Origin of the sequence: uncultured Ruegeria sp. (assembly GCF_947489545.1) — a bacterium.
Classification (GTDB): domain Bacteria; phylum Pseudomonadota; class Alphaproteobacteria; order Rhodobacterales; family Rhodobacteraceae; genus Ruegeria.
Genome location: NZ_CANLDZ010000017.1, coordinates 19,030 through 35,917, shown reverse-complemented (window position 1 = coordinate 35,917; position 16,888 = coordinate 19,030). Strand labels below are relative to the sequence as shown.

General features: G+C 54.2%; 9 protein-coding genes and 1 pseudogene. 4 read left to right on the top strand and 6 right to left on the bottom strand.

The window, feature by feature from the left end:
* Positions 1-264 precede the first annotated feature (264 nt).
* Positions 265-582: a polymer-forming cytoskeletal protein gene (locus Q1B13_RS19660; RefSeq protein ID WP_299083227.1), complete on the bottom strand. Its 318-nt coding sequence runs from the start codon at positions 580-582 to the stop codon at positions 265-267.
* Between the two features lie 295 nt (positions 583-877).
* Between Q1B13_RS19660 and Q1B13_RS19655 the strand changes: the two genes are divergently transcribed.
* Both Q1B13_RS19655 and Q1B13_RS19650 read left to right on the top strand, forming a co-directional pair.
* Complete coding sequence (locus Q1B13_RS19655; protein WP_299083225.1) at positions 878-1,828, top strand: tyrosine-type recombinase/integrase; 951 nt, start codon at positions 878-880, stop codon at positions 1,826-1,828.
* Positions 1,829-1,911: 83 nt separating this feature from the next.
* Positions 1,912-5,400 (top strand): phospholipase D family protein, encoded by a 3,489-nt coding sequence (locus Q1B13_RS19650; RefSeq protein WP_299083223.1) that lies wholly within the window; start codon positions 1,912-1,914, stop codon positions 5,398-5,400.
* Positions 5,401-5,692: 292 nt separating this feature from the next.
* Here the strand turns inward: Q1B13_RS19650 and Q1B13_RS19645 are convergent, their stop codons facing one another.
* The 3 genes from Q1B13_RS19645 to Q1B13_RS19640 all read right to left on the bottom strand — a co-directional run bounded on the left by Q1B13_RS19645 (position 5,693) and on the right by Q1B13_RS19640 (position 8,945).
* Positions 5,693-7,585, bottom strand: coding sequence for an ATP-dependent endonuclease (locus Q1B13_RS19645; RefSeq protein ID WP_299083221.1), 1,893 nt, complete (start codon positions 7,583-7,585; stop codon positions 5,693-5,695).
* 100 nt (positions 7,586-7,685) lie between these two features.
* The gene (locus Q1B13_RS27050; protein WP_366871119.1) at positions 7,686-7,850 is read right to left on the bottom strand and encodes a KTSC domain-containing protein; all 165 of its coding nucleotides are present in this window, start codon (positions 7,848-7,850) and stop codon (positions 7,686-7,688) included.
* Between the two features lie 87 nt (positions 7,851-7,937).
* Entirely contained in the window at positions 7,938-8,945 is a 1,008-nt protein-coding gene (locus tag Q1B13_RS19640) for an exonuclease domain-containing protein (RefSeq protein WP_299083219.1), read from the bottom strand.
* A 227-nt stretch (positions 8,946-9,172) separates the two neighbouring features.
* On the opposite strand from Q1B13_RS19640, the gene Q1B13_RS19635 reads away from it, so the two are divergent.
* Together Q1B13_RS19635 and Q1B13_RS19630 are read left to right on the top strand one after the other, a co-directional pair.
* Positions 9,173-10,291: a DNA repair exonuclease gene (locus tag Q1B13_RS19635; protein WP_299083217.1), complete on the top strand. Its 1,119-nt coding sequence runs from the start codon at positions 9,173-9,175 to the stop codon at positions 10,289-10,291.
* Entirely contained in the window at positions 10,288-12,930 is a 2,643-nt protein-coding gene (locus Q1B13_RS19630) for an AAA family ATPase (protein ID WP_299083215.1), read from the top strand. The genes Q1B13_RS19635 and Q1B13_RS19630 overlap by 4 nt, the downstream gene beginning before the upstream one ends.
* 272 nt (positions 12,931-13,202) lie before the next feature.
* On the opposite strand, the pseudogene Q1B13_RS19625 reads toward Q1B13_RS19630, so the two are convergent.
* Both Q1B13_RS19625 and Q1B13_RS19620 read right to left on the bottom strand, forming a co-directional pair.
* Positions 13,203-14,629 (bottom strand): annotated as a pseudogene (locus Q1B13_RS19625) (IS1182 family transposase).
* 82 nt (positions 14,630-14,711) lie between these two features.
* Entirely contained in the window at positions 14,712-16,883 is a 2,172-nt protein-coding gene (locus Q1B13_RS19620; protein ID WP_299800282.1) for a DEAD/DEAH box helicase, read from the bottom strand.
* Positions 16,884-16,888 lie beyond the last annotated feature (5 nt).

Sequence of the window (16,888 nt, the reverse complement as noted above, 5' to 3'; positions counted from 1 at the left end):
GAAGACAATCGAGAACCGCAGCGCCCGCCAGACGGGGTCCCCCGTTGCAGAGTATGATTTCAGCTGGATGCGGGACGAGCTCGGCCTGTCAAACCACCGAAAATGACGCTCGCGCTGTGATGAAATTCTGTTGGCGTTCGAGTAATCGGCCTGCTGAGAGGTGTACATCGCGGCGCGTCTCGGGCCGCACTAAGCTTGTATAAATGCCCAGCGATCGCAAAGATACAAGAGTGCCGTGGCCACAGACCATTCTAAGGGTGAGTTCTACTGCGCACCGGTGATATTGGCCTTGCCCACAACCTTGGCACCACGCTCGGTCTCCATCGTCCGGGCAATGACATCAGCCTGAACGTTTGAACTCGAGGCTAGCTTCAGATCATCACATTTTAGGCTGCCCTTGTGCTTGCCTTCAATCGTGATCTGCTTTGCCGACAACGCACCATCAACAGATCCGCCCAACTGAACGGTAATCACATCAGCGCTGACATCACCAACCACATGGCCTTTGACGTCAACTCCACCTCCGTCTGACCTGACATTGCCTTCGACAGTCAGGTCTTCTTCAATTATTGAGCTGGCCACGTCAAATTCCTCTGACTGAGATAACGGTAACTTTAGATCGGTAGCCGGGATTTGACCACCTGCGACGATGGCGATTGTTGTCGCGAACAAAAATCGACCGATTGCGAATCTGGGATATCGCTGCCCTCAATAGGTCAACGTTGATACGAAACTCATTTCTGCGTCGGTATGATTGGGTGCGGCCCCAAAGGCAGGGAAGATTGTAGGGCCCATTATCGTTACCGCTGGAGCGGGTGATTTCGGTGGGGCGACCCGTCCGTGCTGAACTGGCTGAACTCACCCAAAGGAGTTCAGCATGTCCCATCTCGATCACGCCGCCTTCGTCAATTCGCGCCGCGATGAGCGCAGCCTCGGCCACCATACGCTCCGTGCCTATGCCCAAGATCTTCGCACCTTCGCGCGCTTCACCAAGGCACACCACCTCACCGATCCGCTGTCGAAAGACGATATCCTCGCCTACCACCGCCATCTGCGCGACGAGCTGGGCGCCCGGCCCGCGACCATCGAGCGGCGGCTCGTCACCCTCAAGTCGTATTATGCCTGGCGCGAAGATCGGAACAGCGCCCTGCCCTCCCCGTTCGCGGACGTCTGCATCTCCGTGAGGATCCCGCGGCGCCTGCCGCGCCCCATCGATCGAGACATCCTCAGAGCGGTTCTCCACGCCGGTGAATGCGCCAACGCTGCACGATCGACGCCAGGCGCGGAAGACTCGGCGCCGGTCTCGCAAGATGGCGTCACGCTCCTGATCATCAAGCTTCTGATCGTGACCGGGCTTCGGATCAGCGAGCTGACGAACCTTAAGGTCCGCGACGTCTCCCCGGACGGAGGTCAGATCCTCGTAAACGGCAAGGGCAGCAAAGAGCGGTTCGTCTTCGTGCCGAACCGGGAGCTCAAGGAGGAGTTTCAACGCCACTGCCAGCAGCGTTTCGAATACGGGTCCATGACATCACCACTGTTTCTCAACAAGGTGGGACGTCGGCTCCGTGCAGCCACCTTCCGCAAGCGGCTCCGGGCACTGTCGAAACGCCTCGGCATCGAACCCCACCTGACGCCGCACCGGTTCCGGCACTCGGCGGCGACGCTGTTGATCGAGGAGGGTATCGACATCCGCATGGTTCAAGCGCTCCTCGGACACGCGAACCTCAAGACCACCGAAATCTATGTGAGGGTTTCAAACCACGCGCTGCGAAGTGCTTTGGAGCGAGCCGATGTATTGTCGTCTGTCACCCAATTCGGAGCCGATTGACCGCGAAAGTGCTATCGCTTTCATTCAAATCAACGACTTGGATTGCCTGCTGCTCGCGATAAACTGCACAAGAGGAGACAAGAGTGGCGCGAGACCGACCAGACAGTTTTATTTCAAGGTTTTTGTTTCGTGGTTCCAAGGAACGCGAGCAAGAGGCTGTCGGCGTCGATGTTGAACCAGCGCCCTTGGTCAAAACCGCCAGCGACCATGAACTGGTTTGGGCAACTAATGGGGAACGATCCGTCCGAGAGCTCGTAGATCGCACTCTGAATGGATCAAAGGCTCTAGTCGTGACTGGATACCAGGACTTTCTGTCCGCGATGTCGATCATACTTCGGGTTCGGCCAAGCGTTGTATCCGACCCACCTGATACGATCCGGATCATATTCGGGACGAATACAGAGAACCAAGACCGGCTCGAGGGGAGCAGACGCGGACTCTCGGAAGAGGCCCGTGACTATTTCCTTGAAACGCGAGGGCTATCGCTGCGCTCCCTTGACGAATTACGGGCTGTCCTGGCTTACGATGCGATCGCATCGGGAGCGATCTCGCTTCGTATCTTCGACAGTGATTTGGCTCGGGAGCGGTTCGGTCATACACACGCGATGCTTCACGCGAAGCTCTTCATCAGTGACGCAGGCGCGCTCGCAGGCAGCGCCAACTTCTCGGTTGGCGGCCTTAGGCGCAACCTCGAGTACGCCGACGATCTTCAAGCTTTCCCTGATCTTGCCACAAAGCGTCGCGCAGTTGCCGAAGACTTCTGGTCGCTTGGTACCGACTGGACTGAACAAGCTCTCGAGATCCTTAGGGCACTTCTGAGGCCTGTAAGCGCGGAAGAAGCCCTCGCCCGAGCAGTTCACGAAATGACGTCCTATGCGCCGTGGCGTGTTGGCGGTGACGGCGCCGCTGGGCGATCGCCGCTGCCGTTCCAGACTGACCTCGTCTACGAGGCCGCAGGCACAGCCTACGAGCACGGGTTTGCATTTGTCGAAGCACCGACAGGAGCAGGCAAGACGGACATCGGCAAGCACTTGGCGACTGTCTTGCCGACGATGCACTCGAGCGTCGTTCTCAGACATGGAAATGAACGTCCTGACCAAACACGCAATGGTGCGCTCGGCATCATTCCGGCGAGCGTTTTTCGCAATTGGGACAAGAGCAAGCCAGCAAACCTCAATCTCATTAAGCACAGCCATCTTTCACGCAGCAAAGGCGAAGAGGCCGAAGAGCTTGATGAGATAAACCGAGGCGTCCGGTCTTCTGCCTCTATGATCGTGGACGAGAGTCATCGATTGAACTCCCGCTATCTCGCCCCATCGAGACGTTCTCTGGTCTTCGAGCAAAGCCCGGCGATCTGGACGTCGTGCCTGTCAGCGACATTGATGGGAAACCAGGGCTTGGACGGACTGCTCGCCTTCCATGAACGACGCGCCTCGATCTATGTGCCCCCCGAAATCACCGCCAGGATCAACGACAACCTCAAGCGGGGACGCGAGAGAGCACAGGAGTTGAACGCACTCCGCACTCTTAAGCAGAACTTCGAGGATCGTCAGCAGTCTGGCATGGAAGACATGTTCCTGTCTGAAGCAGACCTCGCGCAACCAATTGAAGAAGCCGAAGCGCGTCTCGCCGGCAAGCGGCTCGATCCGCGCGAAATCCAGGCCGACATGGCCGACGCACTGGCGCCCTACGTGGTCCGGCGTCAGCGGCATTGCGTCGGAGAGTCCAAGAAACGCGGACCTGGGATCTATGCGTACCCTGAGATCGAAAGCATCAGGATCGATGCCGAACTCACGTCCGCGCAATCGGCTATCCTGGACGAAATCAGAAAACTGGCTGAGAGCATCTCGACAGGCACAACTCTTGTATCTGCCGACCCAAAACGAGCAGGCCAAACAGAAGTTCGCTTTCATGACAAGGCTCGGATTCACATTCGGAACTTTCTGGCGATCTTGAGGTCATCAATCACCTTCGCGCGGGAAGATTGGGAACGTAGGCGGGCCGCGGATGCAGATGCGCGCGGTCGCACGTCGATAGGAGAGAGCCTTAGGCGTTCAGAACGCGAAAGCCGCCGCGGGAAGACTGCAACAATCACTATCACGCCGAGGAGTGGCGAACTCCCTCTCGACAAACGAACGACGACGCCGATTTGTGACCGCATCGGTGAATTGCTCCAGCGCCGGGAACTTGATGCGATCGATGAGAAGCGCGCCGAACATATGGCGGAGATGCTCAATCAGCATCGGCAAGTGATTTTCCTATCTGAACGGATTGGCGTTCTGGAGGTCTACGCACGCCTCCTCTCCTCCCGGAAGGGCCCCAAACCGGACGTCATCCTCGTGGCCGCCAATCACAAATTGGGTCCCGGTACAGGCATTACCGTCGCTAGAAATGGTGCCGAAGCCCAAGAATACCTGGCTCTCGACGGAAAGAAGGCGTCCGACGACAGTCGCCGAGCCATGTTCATGACCTTTCAAATGGCGGAAGGCATCAACCTCCAACGTGCACGAGCCCTAGGCATCGTCGGCGTAACCTCCGACATTAAGAGCATGCTTCAGGGCCTGGGGCGGATCGACCGCATCGACAGCCCGCATTCCAAGATCACTTACACCACGTTCGATCTGCCCGGGCTTGTGCTTTCTTCCGACAAAAAGGGCCGTGATCGCATCGAGTCCATCGCTCTGCTTTCTGGCGTTGGTGCTTCAGATCTCGCAGACGAGTATCTCGAGTTTTCTGCCGGCGATCTGACCGACCTGATCCTGGAGCAGCACAAGAAACCGCGGCCGCTTCGCCGGAACAACCTCTACGATCTGGTTGAAGATATGCGGCGCAAGCTACCAAACGATCTCCGTCTGTCCATAGAGCGCATCGAACCTCAAAGCCTTTGGGGCGCTGAGCTGTGTCTTCTCGCCGGCAAGACACCGATGACCATCATTGCCCTTGGTGGGCGCTCGCCCTCGTTGGTCGAGGCGTCTTATTTGCCACCCCGACTTTTGGCCGTCCGCGAGATAGGCGATCGACAAGAAATCATCCGGGATCAGCCAGAAGTCACGCGGCTGCTGCGCGAGGCCTATGGCGAAACGGTTAAGGCCGAAAAACACCAGGAACGACCGACAGAATCTGAGTTGAGTTCTGTAATCGAGGGTCTTCAGCCGACATTGGAAGGTCTTGCACACTGGGATATCCGTCCCGAGCGCACGGTTTCACTCTTGGAGTCTTTGGATAGGTTTCTCGCGTCGGGTCCTTCAAAGAACCAAGGCTACAACCGGTTCGGGCATCTGACGCTCCCGTCACTTGAAAAGCTAGCGGAGGCCTGGGCCCAGGAGCTCGATCCCCATTGGATTGAAGCCAAACAGGACGTCAGCCAACGAAGTGAAAAGGAAAGAGATATCCCAGATTATCTGGGGATCGATGCCATTTACGGATTCTTTGAGCAGCAACAATCGAAAACGATGTCGGACGTGCGCACCCGAATGGAAGAATTATTAGCTGCAGCCGAAAGCGCGTCGCGAAACGCAAACACACAGATCTTGGATCGGATTGCGGTCGTCTTTCGCTCCGACAAAGCATGAATGCTACTAAACAACATCCGCATGGCTTACCCCGGCCCTAACCGGACTTTCACCACCCAACTCTGATACTGCGGTCGCAGCCCGCAAAGCAGACCTTCGATGTCCAACGCTCGATTTGCCGCCCTCTAATAGAGCGTTGCGCAGTTCATGACTTTTTTGACAGCGCGGAGCACCCATAAAAACATCGCGGATACGATGGCGCAAATATCGGGTGTACGATTCAGATAGTCGGCGAGACTAGAGCATCTCGTTTATCGTTGAATGGGTCAACTGCTTACAAGTGGCGAATTCATCATGCCAGCAAAGCCGTTACAACCTTTGCTAGAACAGGAAATTTTTTGCCAGCCTCCCAAGCAGACGACATTGACGCCGCAACATAAAGTGGATGCTTTTTTGAACCCCGCAAATTGCCTACAGCGTTCCTTCCAGCCTGGTGGAAGGCTTCGCAATCAGAGCCAAACTCCTGATCTAGCGTGGACTCTATATCGACATGCCAAGCTGTGAGATTATCCTTAAACACATGCTCATCAGGAAACGTTCCTAGTTTACCGTGTCCCGCAAGCTCTAGGATTGCGTCGTTGTCACGAATGTGTTCGTTCCGGGCTCCTTGGTATCTGTCAGGATTTTCTTGAAATTTCTGTTCGTAACCCGAGTCGCAATCGAAAATTACATGACATGGTATCCTGAAACTCTTTGCAATTAGGAGCATAAGTGCAAGTGAGCTTTTGCCTTCACAAACAACGATGGAAGCACCAGATTTCTGGAAATCTGATTTTTTGCCCGAAAGTCGAAGGTATGCCTCGAGACAAGCAAGATCCGATATTCCTTCGACTAGAACGACTTTCTCTGCAAAGAAGATTTCGTTGAATTTCGGTTGTGTCTGGATGGCCAGTTTTGTTCGCGCCTGATCCTCGTTGTGCAATGCCTTGTCGAAAGCTTTATTGTAATCACTTAGAATGTTCGAAAACGATGACTTAGACACCGAAACCGATCCGGAAACATTACGGAACATTTTGATGCCATCAAAGTGCTCGACCTCCACAAAGTAGGGACTGTGTGTTGTGATTAAGACTTGAGCATCACCTCTTGATAGCTCCATTAGGATTTCAGCGAGATGCCGCGCTTGTGGTGGGTGTTGATACAATTCGGGTTCTTCACACCCTAGCAGCAGCGTCGGGCTAACCGTACTGTCAACTGCCATCAGTTCTTGAAGAATAACTAGCAGGAACGAACGCTGTAGTCCGTGACCAAATTTTTCAACATTGTCGAGATAACCTCGTTCAGAGAGTTGAACTCGTGCCACAGGTTCTTGGACGGAGACTGACTTTTCATCTTTCTTCCAGTCCAAAGTTAAGTCGGCGTCAGTCATGACGGCTGCCTGCAACCTTTCTGCTAACCGGCCCTGCAGTGCCGTCAAATGGGTCCGTTGGTTGGACAAGAGCTCCAAGTAGGAATTAAGTGCTTCAGTTCTGATCCGGTCAAGCTCTGCATCATAGTCCATCCCAGATCTGATGGTATGCTGGATCAGTTTGCCCAAATGAGATGTTTTTGCTTCTTCGGACTCACTGGAGGCATCCTTGACCGCAGGAACATAAACCCAACTGATATGGCGTTGGAATTTGTGTGCGCCTTTACTGACGCCGAAGAATTCGGCACCACTTACAGCCAACTGCTTTTCGGTATCTGGGAGCGCCTCCTCGTAGTCTGCAAGGGCCGCGCGACGATTGTCGTCATTGGTGGCGTCTCCTATTCCTTTGTATTCTTCTTGCAGGCGTTTAAAAATGTCGCTGCGTTCTTTCGCCGACTTGGCTTCAAAAAATTCTTTGAAGGGAGAGAATACAAGGCGCTCTCCGCGCACGGATTTCTTGAAAGACCCGTCGGAATTGACCGCGACTTCCGATTGGACAACAAGAAGACCCGCCCTCACGTAGTGGCTAAACTCTTCCGCCGCATCGTCACTTAGGTGATGAAACGTGATTTTGATCACGATGGGAGCGCTCGTGTCCCGGTTGTGAAAATCTTCTTCTGAAAACGCGCTAATTTCTCCAAAAAATACGTTAAGTGCATTCAAGACCGTCGATTTCCCTGACCCGTTCGGGCCAACAAACGAATTGAACTGCGTACAGTCTAGTTTCTCGTGCTTGATTGATCTGAAATTTCGAATTTCAATGTTTTTTATCTTCATGTTTGTACCAATATGTAAATGATGGGGACCGGCATATATTTTCCAGCCTACGATAATCTCACAATTTTGATGAACTCTACGCTATCATCGCGCACTTTGGTTAGCTCCCGTATTGGTCTCGAATATGACCATTGAAAAACGTTCCTTTCGACCTTGAAGCAAGTAACCTTTCGTAGATCGTTTTGGGTACATTGTAATAGTCGTATCTTCCAGATCCCGTAAACCAGATCGAAAGGGTTCCACTGTCCCATTCAATACGGGACATAGCGGATGAGTTTACGTAGGGCATTCGGATCTCCGATCAATGGTGTTTGGACCACAAGGAAAGGTCGTTGCTTAGAAATTCGCTACTTCAAGAAGGCAATTTGCCAACTAGTTCAAGAAACTCCAGTTCACCGATAATGCGAATCTTATAGCCTTCGTTGATAAGTTCTTCGGCGCGACGGTGTTTGGAGCTCTTGGTGTGCCCCACGAGAGTAGCCAAATCTTGTTCTCCAACGACGGTCAAAGTGACCTTCTTTGACATGCCAGCTTTGACAGTAATGCCAGCGCCAGCAGCTATTTTTGCAGCCTCGGTCCGGCTAAGAGACAGCTGCCCAGTAAAGCAAGCAACGTGCCCATAGAGCGGCCCGCTTTGGTTTCCTTCAACTGCCACCGAGGCGGGAAAGTTCTGATTTCTCTGTTTTGCTGTTTTTGCCAGTTCTGGGAATTTTTCACCAGATTGAGATTCTGCAAGAAGAACAACTTCAGCTGCGGCGCGGGCATCTTCTTCAGCGTCGTGGTGATCAAAATCTAAGTCCAAGAATGCTTTGAGGCTAGCCAATCCATGGCCTCCATTGCCCTTTAGTTCTGGCCAAGCTGTTCGGGCGATAATGACGCTATCGAGCCATTTTGTTCGCAGGCTCGGAATACCTTTCGTTTTACAAGCTGCATCGAAGGCTCGCTTATCAAAACCACTGTGCTGGATGAGCGTGTGTCGCTCTAAAAACGGTCGCAATGATCGAAGCATCACCTCAAAAATAGGCGCATGGCAAACGGCGTTGTCATTTATTCCGTGAAGCCGAACATTGAAGTCGTCGAACCCTTCCTCTGGATTGACCAAGAAACTTACGGTGTGGATCTCGCCAGTATCAGATACCATGGCTAGGCCAACTTGGCAGATGCTGTGATTGTTGCTGTTGGCGGTTTCTACATCAACGGCCACGAACCTAAATGTTCCCGTCTTCAACAATTCAAATTTACGGTCCGGTTCGCCAGATATCCGGATCAGGGGTTCGGGTTTCCGGTTCTCAGTTGTTTCCGAAGTGATGTTGATGTTCTTGTCAGCAACGCCGAAAATCCGGTGGAAAAAATTCGTCATGAAATACCTCTAGTTGTAAGGCTAGATTATGGAGTGTCTCGGATCAATGCATCCAGCATGAATTTAGCACGGTAATGCGATGAATTAGAGCAAAAGCATGCTGATTATGCCGCGAAGCAGCTGATTAGTTTTTTGACGGGCTTCTTTGTAGGCGTTTCTGAAATTGCCTGATTGCAGGCATATCCTTGAAGGCCTACGGTGGTGGAAATTTTTTTGGAGTTTTTCTGGTGCGATTTCTTCATACTGCCGACCTGCACCTTGCAAAACCTTTCGGTCGGTTCGACGCCGATACACAGGCGGCGCTCCGAATGGCCCGCCTTGACGCGTTGAGACGTCTTGGTGATGCCGCAAGGGCGGGCAAAGCTGAGTTCATCTTGATTGCCGGAGACACCTTCGACGCCGAAGCTCCGCCTTCCAAGGTGGTTCGCCGTGCCCTAGACATCATTGGCGAATTTTCTGATCTGCAATGGATCCTATTGCCTGGGAACCACGACAGCCTTGCAGCTATTGATCTTTGGGAGCGGATTCAGCGTGACAGGCCAGACAATGTGATCCTTGCTTTAACACCGGAGATTATCGAAATCGGGGACAACGTTGCCGTCCTTCCGGCACCCCCAACAGTGCGCAATCCCGGCGTAGACCTGACGGACTGGATGCAGGATGCATCGACAGGAGAGCGTTTCAGGATCGGATTGGCACACGGCGGCATTCTAGACTTCGGCAGCGAAGAGGGAACAGTTGCGGTCATTCGGCCGGATCGAGCAGAGCTTTCCAACCTTGACTATCTGGCCCTTGGCGATTGGCATGGTCAAAAGTCAATAACGCCGCGGACCTGGTATTCGGGTAGCCCTGAAGCGGACAGCTTCAAAGGACATGCCCTAGCGGGTGCGCTACTTGTTGAGATACCAGCGCAAGGTGATGTCCCGAAGGTTACACCCGTTCCGATTGGGCAATTTGACTGGCGGTTACTAGCGCTAGACTTCTTTGCGGGCACGGATCCGGTGTCGCAATTGACTGAGGCACTCCCGGCTTCGGATCGGGATAAGACGTTGGTTCGGTTTGAGGCATCTGGGCGGCTTGGACTGCTTGAACAAAGCCAACTTCGGGAAACCTGCAAACAGATCGCTGACGACTTTCATTACTTCGAAGCCATCTTCGACCGATTGGGTATCGAGCAGGCCGTCGATGATCTTGATTTGATTGCCACTGGTGGCGCTTTGCGGGCTGCCGCGGACAGCCTTTTTGAAGCCACGGATCTTCAGGGCCGGACAGCTGAGGATGTTCAGATCGCACAAATTGCTTTGACACATCTGTTCCATATTTCCCAACAGGAGCCGTCCCAATGAAGCTGCGTCAGCTTGAGTTGACAAATGTACGTCGTTTCGGCGGTCAGAAAGCGCAGCTAGGGCCTTTTGGCGACGGTTTGACGACCATCACTGCAGAGAATGAAGCAGGAAAGTCCACCTTCTTTGATGCACTGCACGCATTGTTCTTTGTGCCGCATGGGTCATCCTCGCAAGAGGTTAGGAACTTACAGCCGTATTCTGGCGGTGCCGCGTCCGTGGCAGCTGTTGTAGAAATTGATGGGAAGGAATTCCGGGTAGAGAAATCGTTTCTGGTTCAAAAGTCAGCAAGAGTTATCGACTGCGGGAGTGGGCAGGTCATCAAACAACAAGGTGACGCTGAAGCCTGGATTGAAGACAATATCAACAAGGTGAACAAAGGACCTGCTGGTTTGCTTTGGGTGAGGCAAGGGTCAACTCATGTAGATCCGATTGGCAAAGACAAGGACGCCAGCAATGTTGCGGCGCGTCGCGACTTGATGTCCAGCGTGAGAGGTCAGATTGATGCGGTGACAGGCGGGCGTCGCATGGACAAAATTGTCGAGCAATGCCGCAAGGAACTAGATGCTTTAGCCACGAAAAGTCTTAAAGCAAAGGCTGGAAGCCCATGGAAAACGATCGAGGACAGCATCGATGAACTGCTCCAGCATAAGGAGCGGCTTGAGGCAGATGTAAAAGTTCTTTCGGAGGCCCTAGCAACAAAACGACAGGCTAAGTTGCGTCTGCGCGCTCTGCATGATCCGCAAAAACAGGAAGCGCGGATTCAAGAACTCACTTTGGCCGAAGAAGCCTATCAAATGGCACAGCAGCACGATCGCAATGTGACGGACGCCGACAAGGCGCTCCAATTGATTGAAGCAGAAAAGAACCAGCTGATCCGTCAAATCAAAGACATCACAGACACACGGGAACGCCGTCAGCAGCTCGTTGATGAAATCACGCTAAGAGAGGCACAAACGTCCGATCTTCGAGCGGTACTACTTAAATCAGATACTGCCTTGGCGGACGCAAAGGCAGTGATCGCGCAAAAAGAAACGGAACGACGCGATCTGGTCCAATCTTTGAGCGCTGCGCGAGCGGCCGAGAAATCCCTCCAAAAATGGGAGAGGATGCGCGTGCTCGCTGATCTCATCAGCCAGCTTTCGGTACCTCAGACAAAGCTCCGAGATGCGGAAGTGATTTTGGAGCGCGCCGAAATAACGCAAATTGACCTTGATCACGTTGTTGACCTTGGGCGGCGTATCAGCGTGGCGCATGAGCAACGGCACGCACAATTTGCAAAATTCTCAGTCCAACCGTCGGCAGCAGGAACTGCCGAATGCGACGGAGTGGCGCTCGAACCTGAAAAAGAAGCGCTGATTGACCGTCCCCTCACACTGAAACTCTCGGGGTATGGAGCCGTTAATCTCTCTCCAGCGGCTGGGGCAGGTGCGGGTATCGAAGATCCAGACGCGTTAGAAGCAGATCAGGCAGCAGCCCTTCAGGCGTTTGGTGTTCAATCAGTGCAAGAAGCCCGCAGCGCGCTTAATGCGCGTCAAGGCGCGGGGAACGACAGGGCTGTCGCCTTAGCAGAAATCAGAGGGTTAGCGCCTGATGGCGTCGAGGCTCTGGATGGGGAGTGGCAGGCGCTTTGCAATGAGCTTGGCCATTCGCCAGCTGATCAACCCCCGGGCCCTGCTAGTTCTGAGACTATCGACCTTTCTGCTGTGCAGATCGAAGAGCAGATATCCGTCCTCGATGATGATCTAGAGGATCTCAGGTCCAGCATTCAACCGCTTCAGACAGCCGCCCTGCAGGCTGCAAATGATGTTGCCGAAGCCACCGGTGTGCTGAACCATCTCTTGGAAGAAAAGATGTTGCTGACAAAGCCTCAGGGTGAAGATGCCGCCCTTGCTGCACTTCAAACATCCCGTGACGAAGAGATTGAGAAGGAAGAGAAGGCGGCGCAGACGCTCGTGGACCTAAAGGCAAACGCACCTGATCTTGACATGGCGCGGTCAACCCATGAGCGCTTGCTTAGCGCTGAGAAAGCAGACCGCGATGAAATCAACAAACTAGAGCGCGAACTTGCACGCGTGGACGGAGCTATTGAAACGCAGTCTGAAGGCGCCGTCGAAGAGAAGCTCGCAGAAGTAACCGACCAACTTGCAAAGGCTTCAGAGCGCACAAAACGATATGAGCTACAAGCGAAGGCCTTAAACATGCTCATCGCGCATCTTGATGAAGCGCGCAACGATGCTCAAGAAACGTACTTCGAACCGATCCGCAACGAACTGGGCCCACTGTTGGCGCAGTTACATGCCGGGGCAGATTTTGAACTTGATCCTGAAAAGATGCTTGTTGGTAAGATCATCCGTGACGGTGTCGAGGACGACGTTAACGTGCTGTCCGGCGGTGCTTATGAGCAAATCGCGATCCTGACTCGCTTGGCTTTTGCAAAGCTGTTCGCAAAACAGGGCAGACTCGTGCCCTTGATCCTTGATGACGCACTCGTACACACAGATGACGAGCGGATTTCAATGATGTTCAACATGCTGTCGCATGCGGCGAAAGATCAGCAAATTATCGTACTCAGCTGCCGTACCAGGGCTTTCTCTGATCTAGGTGGGACGAGGGCGTTCATCGAAACTGAGACAATTTAGAAAGTTAAGTGTGGAAGTTCGGCACTGATGCAGAGGGGACTTGTTGCAACCCAGTTAATAAGGTGCCCAACCACATGATTTAAGACTCCTAGAGTCAAAAAGTGTACTTGGAAGCTTGGGCTCACAGACCGCGCCCGAGCGTCCGCTATGAAACATAGTTGGCACAATTTTGCATACGCAGCGAACTTCCGCTTCCCGCCGATTCTGTGGAAAAACAACGTGTTGCTGGCGCAGAAAGTGGGCGTGTGAATGCGACGCGAGCGCCTTTCGGGTCAGGCTTTGCGCGTTTGCTGCGGTGCGGGAAAGATCTTTGCCAGCTTGCGGAGGTTCTGGGCGGTGGCGGCGAGGAGGAATTCGTCATTTGCACCGCATGGTCCGCGTAATCGGAGGCGGCCAAGACCAAGAATGCGTTTGAGATGAGCGAAGAGCATCTCGACCTTCTTTCTGAGTTTCATCGAGATGTCGTATTGCGTGGTCTTGGCGATGTCGCGTGCGACCTGACGAGCGTCTTCGTGCTCCTCACGGGTGATCTTCCGCGCATCGGCGTTCGGACAGCATTTGGCTTTGGATGGGCAGATCTGACAGACTTCTTTCAAGGCGCGATAGCGCGCCGTGCCCTTGCCAGTCGGCCCCCTGTTCGGGTCTGAGTAGTTACGGCGGAACTGCTTCAGGGCGTGACCTTCGGGACAGACATATAGATCGTTTTCGGCGTCCCATTCGAAGTCGGCGCGGGTCCATGTTCCATCGTTGCGACCGGACTTGTCCCCTCTCGGCAGATTGCTTTGCAATCGCCTGCCGGGCAGTGGAAGACCGGGATGTGCGGTGCGATCTTGCGATCGACCAACCAGCCCAGAAGCGGTCCGGTGCCATAGGCGGTGTCCGCGATCAGGCGTTCGGGATGCAGATCGAACTTGTCCTCTACCCGATCCAGCATGGTCTTAGTTGATCCGACCTCAGCTTGTCGGATGGACCGTGTGGCTTCCACATCGACGATGACGCCATGATCCGTGTCGATCAGATAATTGTCAGAATAGCTAAAGAATGCGGGGCCTTTTCTGGCGGCCGTCCATTGGCTCGCCGGATCGGAATGGGAGGTGAACTTAGGCTGGACCTCGCTCGCAGCCCCGAAAGCCGCCTCATCCAGCGTGTCGAGATACTCGCGAACGGCGCGAGGGGCATTGGTCGGGTCGATGTCAGAGGCGCACCATTCTTCTTTGGGTGTCGAATTCTGCTTGTTGGCATCCGCCTCGATCAGGCTGGCATCAATTGCCAGGCGCTGACCGCTAACCAAACCTTCCGCGATGCAACGCGCAACAGTCGTCTCGAACAGATGACGCAGCAGCTCGCTCTCACGGAACCGGCCATGCCGATTTTTGGAGAACGTCGAATGATCAGGCACGCGGTCAGTCAGATCGAGACGACAGAACCAGCGATAGGCCAGGTTCAAATGCACCTCTTCACAAAGCCGCCGTTCGGATCGGATGCCGAAGCAATAGCCGACCAGCAGCATCCGGATCAGCAGTTCAGGATCGACCGATGGACGACCGGTGTGGCTGTAAAAATCCGCGAGATGCGCTCGAATGCTGCTCAAATCAACAAAGCGATCAATCGACCGAAGCAAGTGATCTTGGGGAATGTGGTTCTCCAATGAGAACTCATAGAACAGCGACGATTGCGCTTCCTGCCTCGGTCCCATCATCGCCAATCCTCACGCCCATTGGAAGAATTGAATCAGCAGTTCATGCGTCGATCAAGGAAGAGTTTTTCAACAAAATACGCCCTTATGGCTTAGCAATCCGATCGATCATGCTAGGCAGATGATCAGGTGCTAGTTTTGAAGAAACGGCATCCAATTGTATAAGTGACATCGAAAGATAAATGTGAAACTTTTCCGTCGCTAGGTTTCCGGCATCGCCGAACAGGTCAAGAGGTTCGCCAGATGCCATTTCTGCCAGCACCGCTCGAAGATAGGGTGTTTCGTCACCGGCCTCCACCATCAGAAACCCGTCATGCTGCTCAACCGAGAACCCTACGCTCCTGAGTGCGAGCATGAGAGTTGACGTCTTCACTGTCCCAACCCTCGTTGCGACAATCGATGCGTGCTCGCCAAGAGCGTGGATGTTCTCGGTCCGGAACCCGAGTTGGTCATAATGTGTGCGCGCTTCTTCCAACATCTTCAGAGAAGCCGGGTCCATGTAAGCCGGCAGGGCACTACCCTCGAGTACCGCGAACATTCGATCAATTACTTTGTCATGAATATCACCCGGATCACCGCCAAAGACAGGTGGCACACCGGCTTTCGCTGGTTTGACTACAATCACCTTTTCGCTGTCATGGATTTCTTGAACAACCCAACGCCGCCCGGAGAAGATAAGCAGCAGCCCCGGGGCAAGGACATTGTCGATCGGCAGAGTGCCGAGCTCCCGCCCGTCTGCAACCAAACGGAATTCCTCAGGCGTCTGGAAAACCGCGTAGAAGCTGTAGTGCTCGACCAGTTTCTCGCCCTTCGGGCCCAAGAGTAACAGCCCGCTACCGGACTGTTCGATCAAACCGGATTCAGGATGACCGACCGCCCGCAACACATCGGCGAAGACATCGGTTGTGACTTTCCTAAAGGGGCCTTCGCGGCACAGCACGTTGTAGACTACGCTTGCAGACGCACCGCCGCGCTGCGCAATGACCGACAGTATCTGATGGATGAGTGTCGAAAGATGTAGCGCCTGCGGTTTTGGCGGTTCGCACCAGCCTTCCAGCAGCAGGTCTATCATCGCGATGGACCTGATCAGGCCGAGGCGAAGGCGATCCACGAAACTGCTCTCAGGCGTCAACTTGGCTTCGACAACATACTGCCTGAGAATGGCCGGTTGCGCTTCACGCCGGCCTGAACGCCCGAGCCGCTGCCGCAGCGCTGCGACGCTGAACGGCGCGCCGATTTGTGCCACGCAGGTTACGTCGCCGATGTCGATACCAAGCTCTAGTGTCGACGTACATACGGCAGTTGTCGGTTTTGCGGCGTCCTTTAGACGGCGCTCCACGAAGTCACGGTGTTCGCGGGAGAGGCTCGCGTGATGGGGATAAAACTCCTGCGGCAGGCCTTCGCGTTCGCAAAGCTCCCGCAACCGATCTGCGTAAATCTCGACCCGTTGGCGCGCTCCGGCGAAGACCAGATTGTCGCTGCCTCGAAGGTGTTTGAACAGATGGGCTGCGATGGCGTCCGTTGCTGATGGGCTGTTTTCATCTTCACCGCCTGAGAGGTAGCCGCGAAGCTGGAGCTTGAGTTCAGCTTCGCCGCCATCTGCTTCAATCAGCTCGACAGCGTTTGCGGCATCAGGACGAAGATAAGCCTTGGCGAGGTCCATGTCGCCCAGAGTAGCTGACAGACCTACACGTCGGATCGGGCGCTTTATAGCGAGCTCAAGCCGTGTGAGCAGTGAACGAAGCTGGACACCGCGTTCGCTATCTAAAACCGTGTGCAATTCGTCGATTACTACCGCCCGCGTGGCCCCAAACAGGCGAGCGATTTCTAAACCACGACGAATGAAAAGTGCCTCTAGGGACTCTGGGGTTATCAGCAGGATCCCTTTTGGAGATTTCAACGCGCGCGTCTTGATAGATTGCGAGACATCCCCGTGCCAGGGAACAACCGGAAGCTCTGCTTCCTGGCAGATGCCCTCCAGCCGCATGGCCTGATCCGTGATCAAGGCTTTCAGCGGACCGATGTAGAGCAGGTCGAAGCCGATGCCGTCGCACGGCGCGTCAAGCACCTGTGAAATCAACGGCAGGAACGCCGCCTCGGTCTTTCCGCCCGCCGTGGAGGCCGCAACGATCAAATCGGCATTGGTCTCGCAGATTGTCCGGATGGAACGCGCCTGGATGTCCCGAAGTTCGCGCCATCCTTGCTGGCGTATCCATTTCTGCACAGGCCTCGCCAGTTTGTCGAACGCATTGCTCATCGGCG

What these genes read in the sequence shown, in the direction of transcription:
- Q1B13_RS19655 (WP_299083225.1), top strand. Translation starts at nt 878, where the DNA reads ATGTCCCATCTCGATCACGCCGCCTTCGTCAATTCGCGCCGCGATGAG.
- Q1B13_RS19645 (WP_299083221.1), bottom strand. Translation starts at nt 7,585, where the DNA reads ATGAAGATAAAAAACATTGAAATTCGAAATTTCAGATCAATCAAGCAC.
- Q1B13_RS27050 (WP_366871119.1), bottom strand. Translation starts at nt 7,850, where the DNA reads ATGTCCCGTATTGAATGGGACAGTGGAACCCTTTCGATCTGGTTTACG.
- Q1B13_RS19640 (WP_299083219.1), bottom strand. Translation starts at nt 8,945, where the DNA reads ATGACGAATTTTTTCCACCGGATTTTCGGCGTTGCTGACAAGAACATC.
- Q1B13_RS19630 (WP_299083215.1), top strand. Translation starts at nt 10,288, where the DNA reads ATGAAGCTGCGTCAGCTTGAGTTGACAAATGTACGTCGTTTCGGCGGT.
- Q1B13_RS19620 (WP_299800282.1), bottom strand. Translation starts at nt 16,883, where the DNA reads ATGAGCAATGCGTTCGACAAACTGGCGAGGCCTGTGCAGAAATGGATA.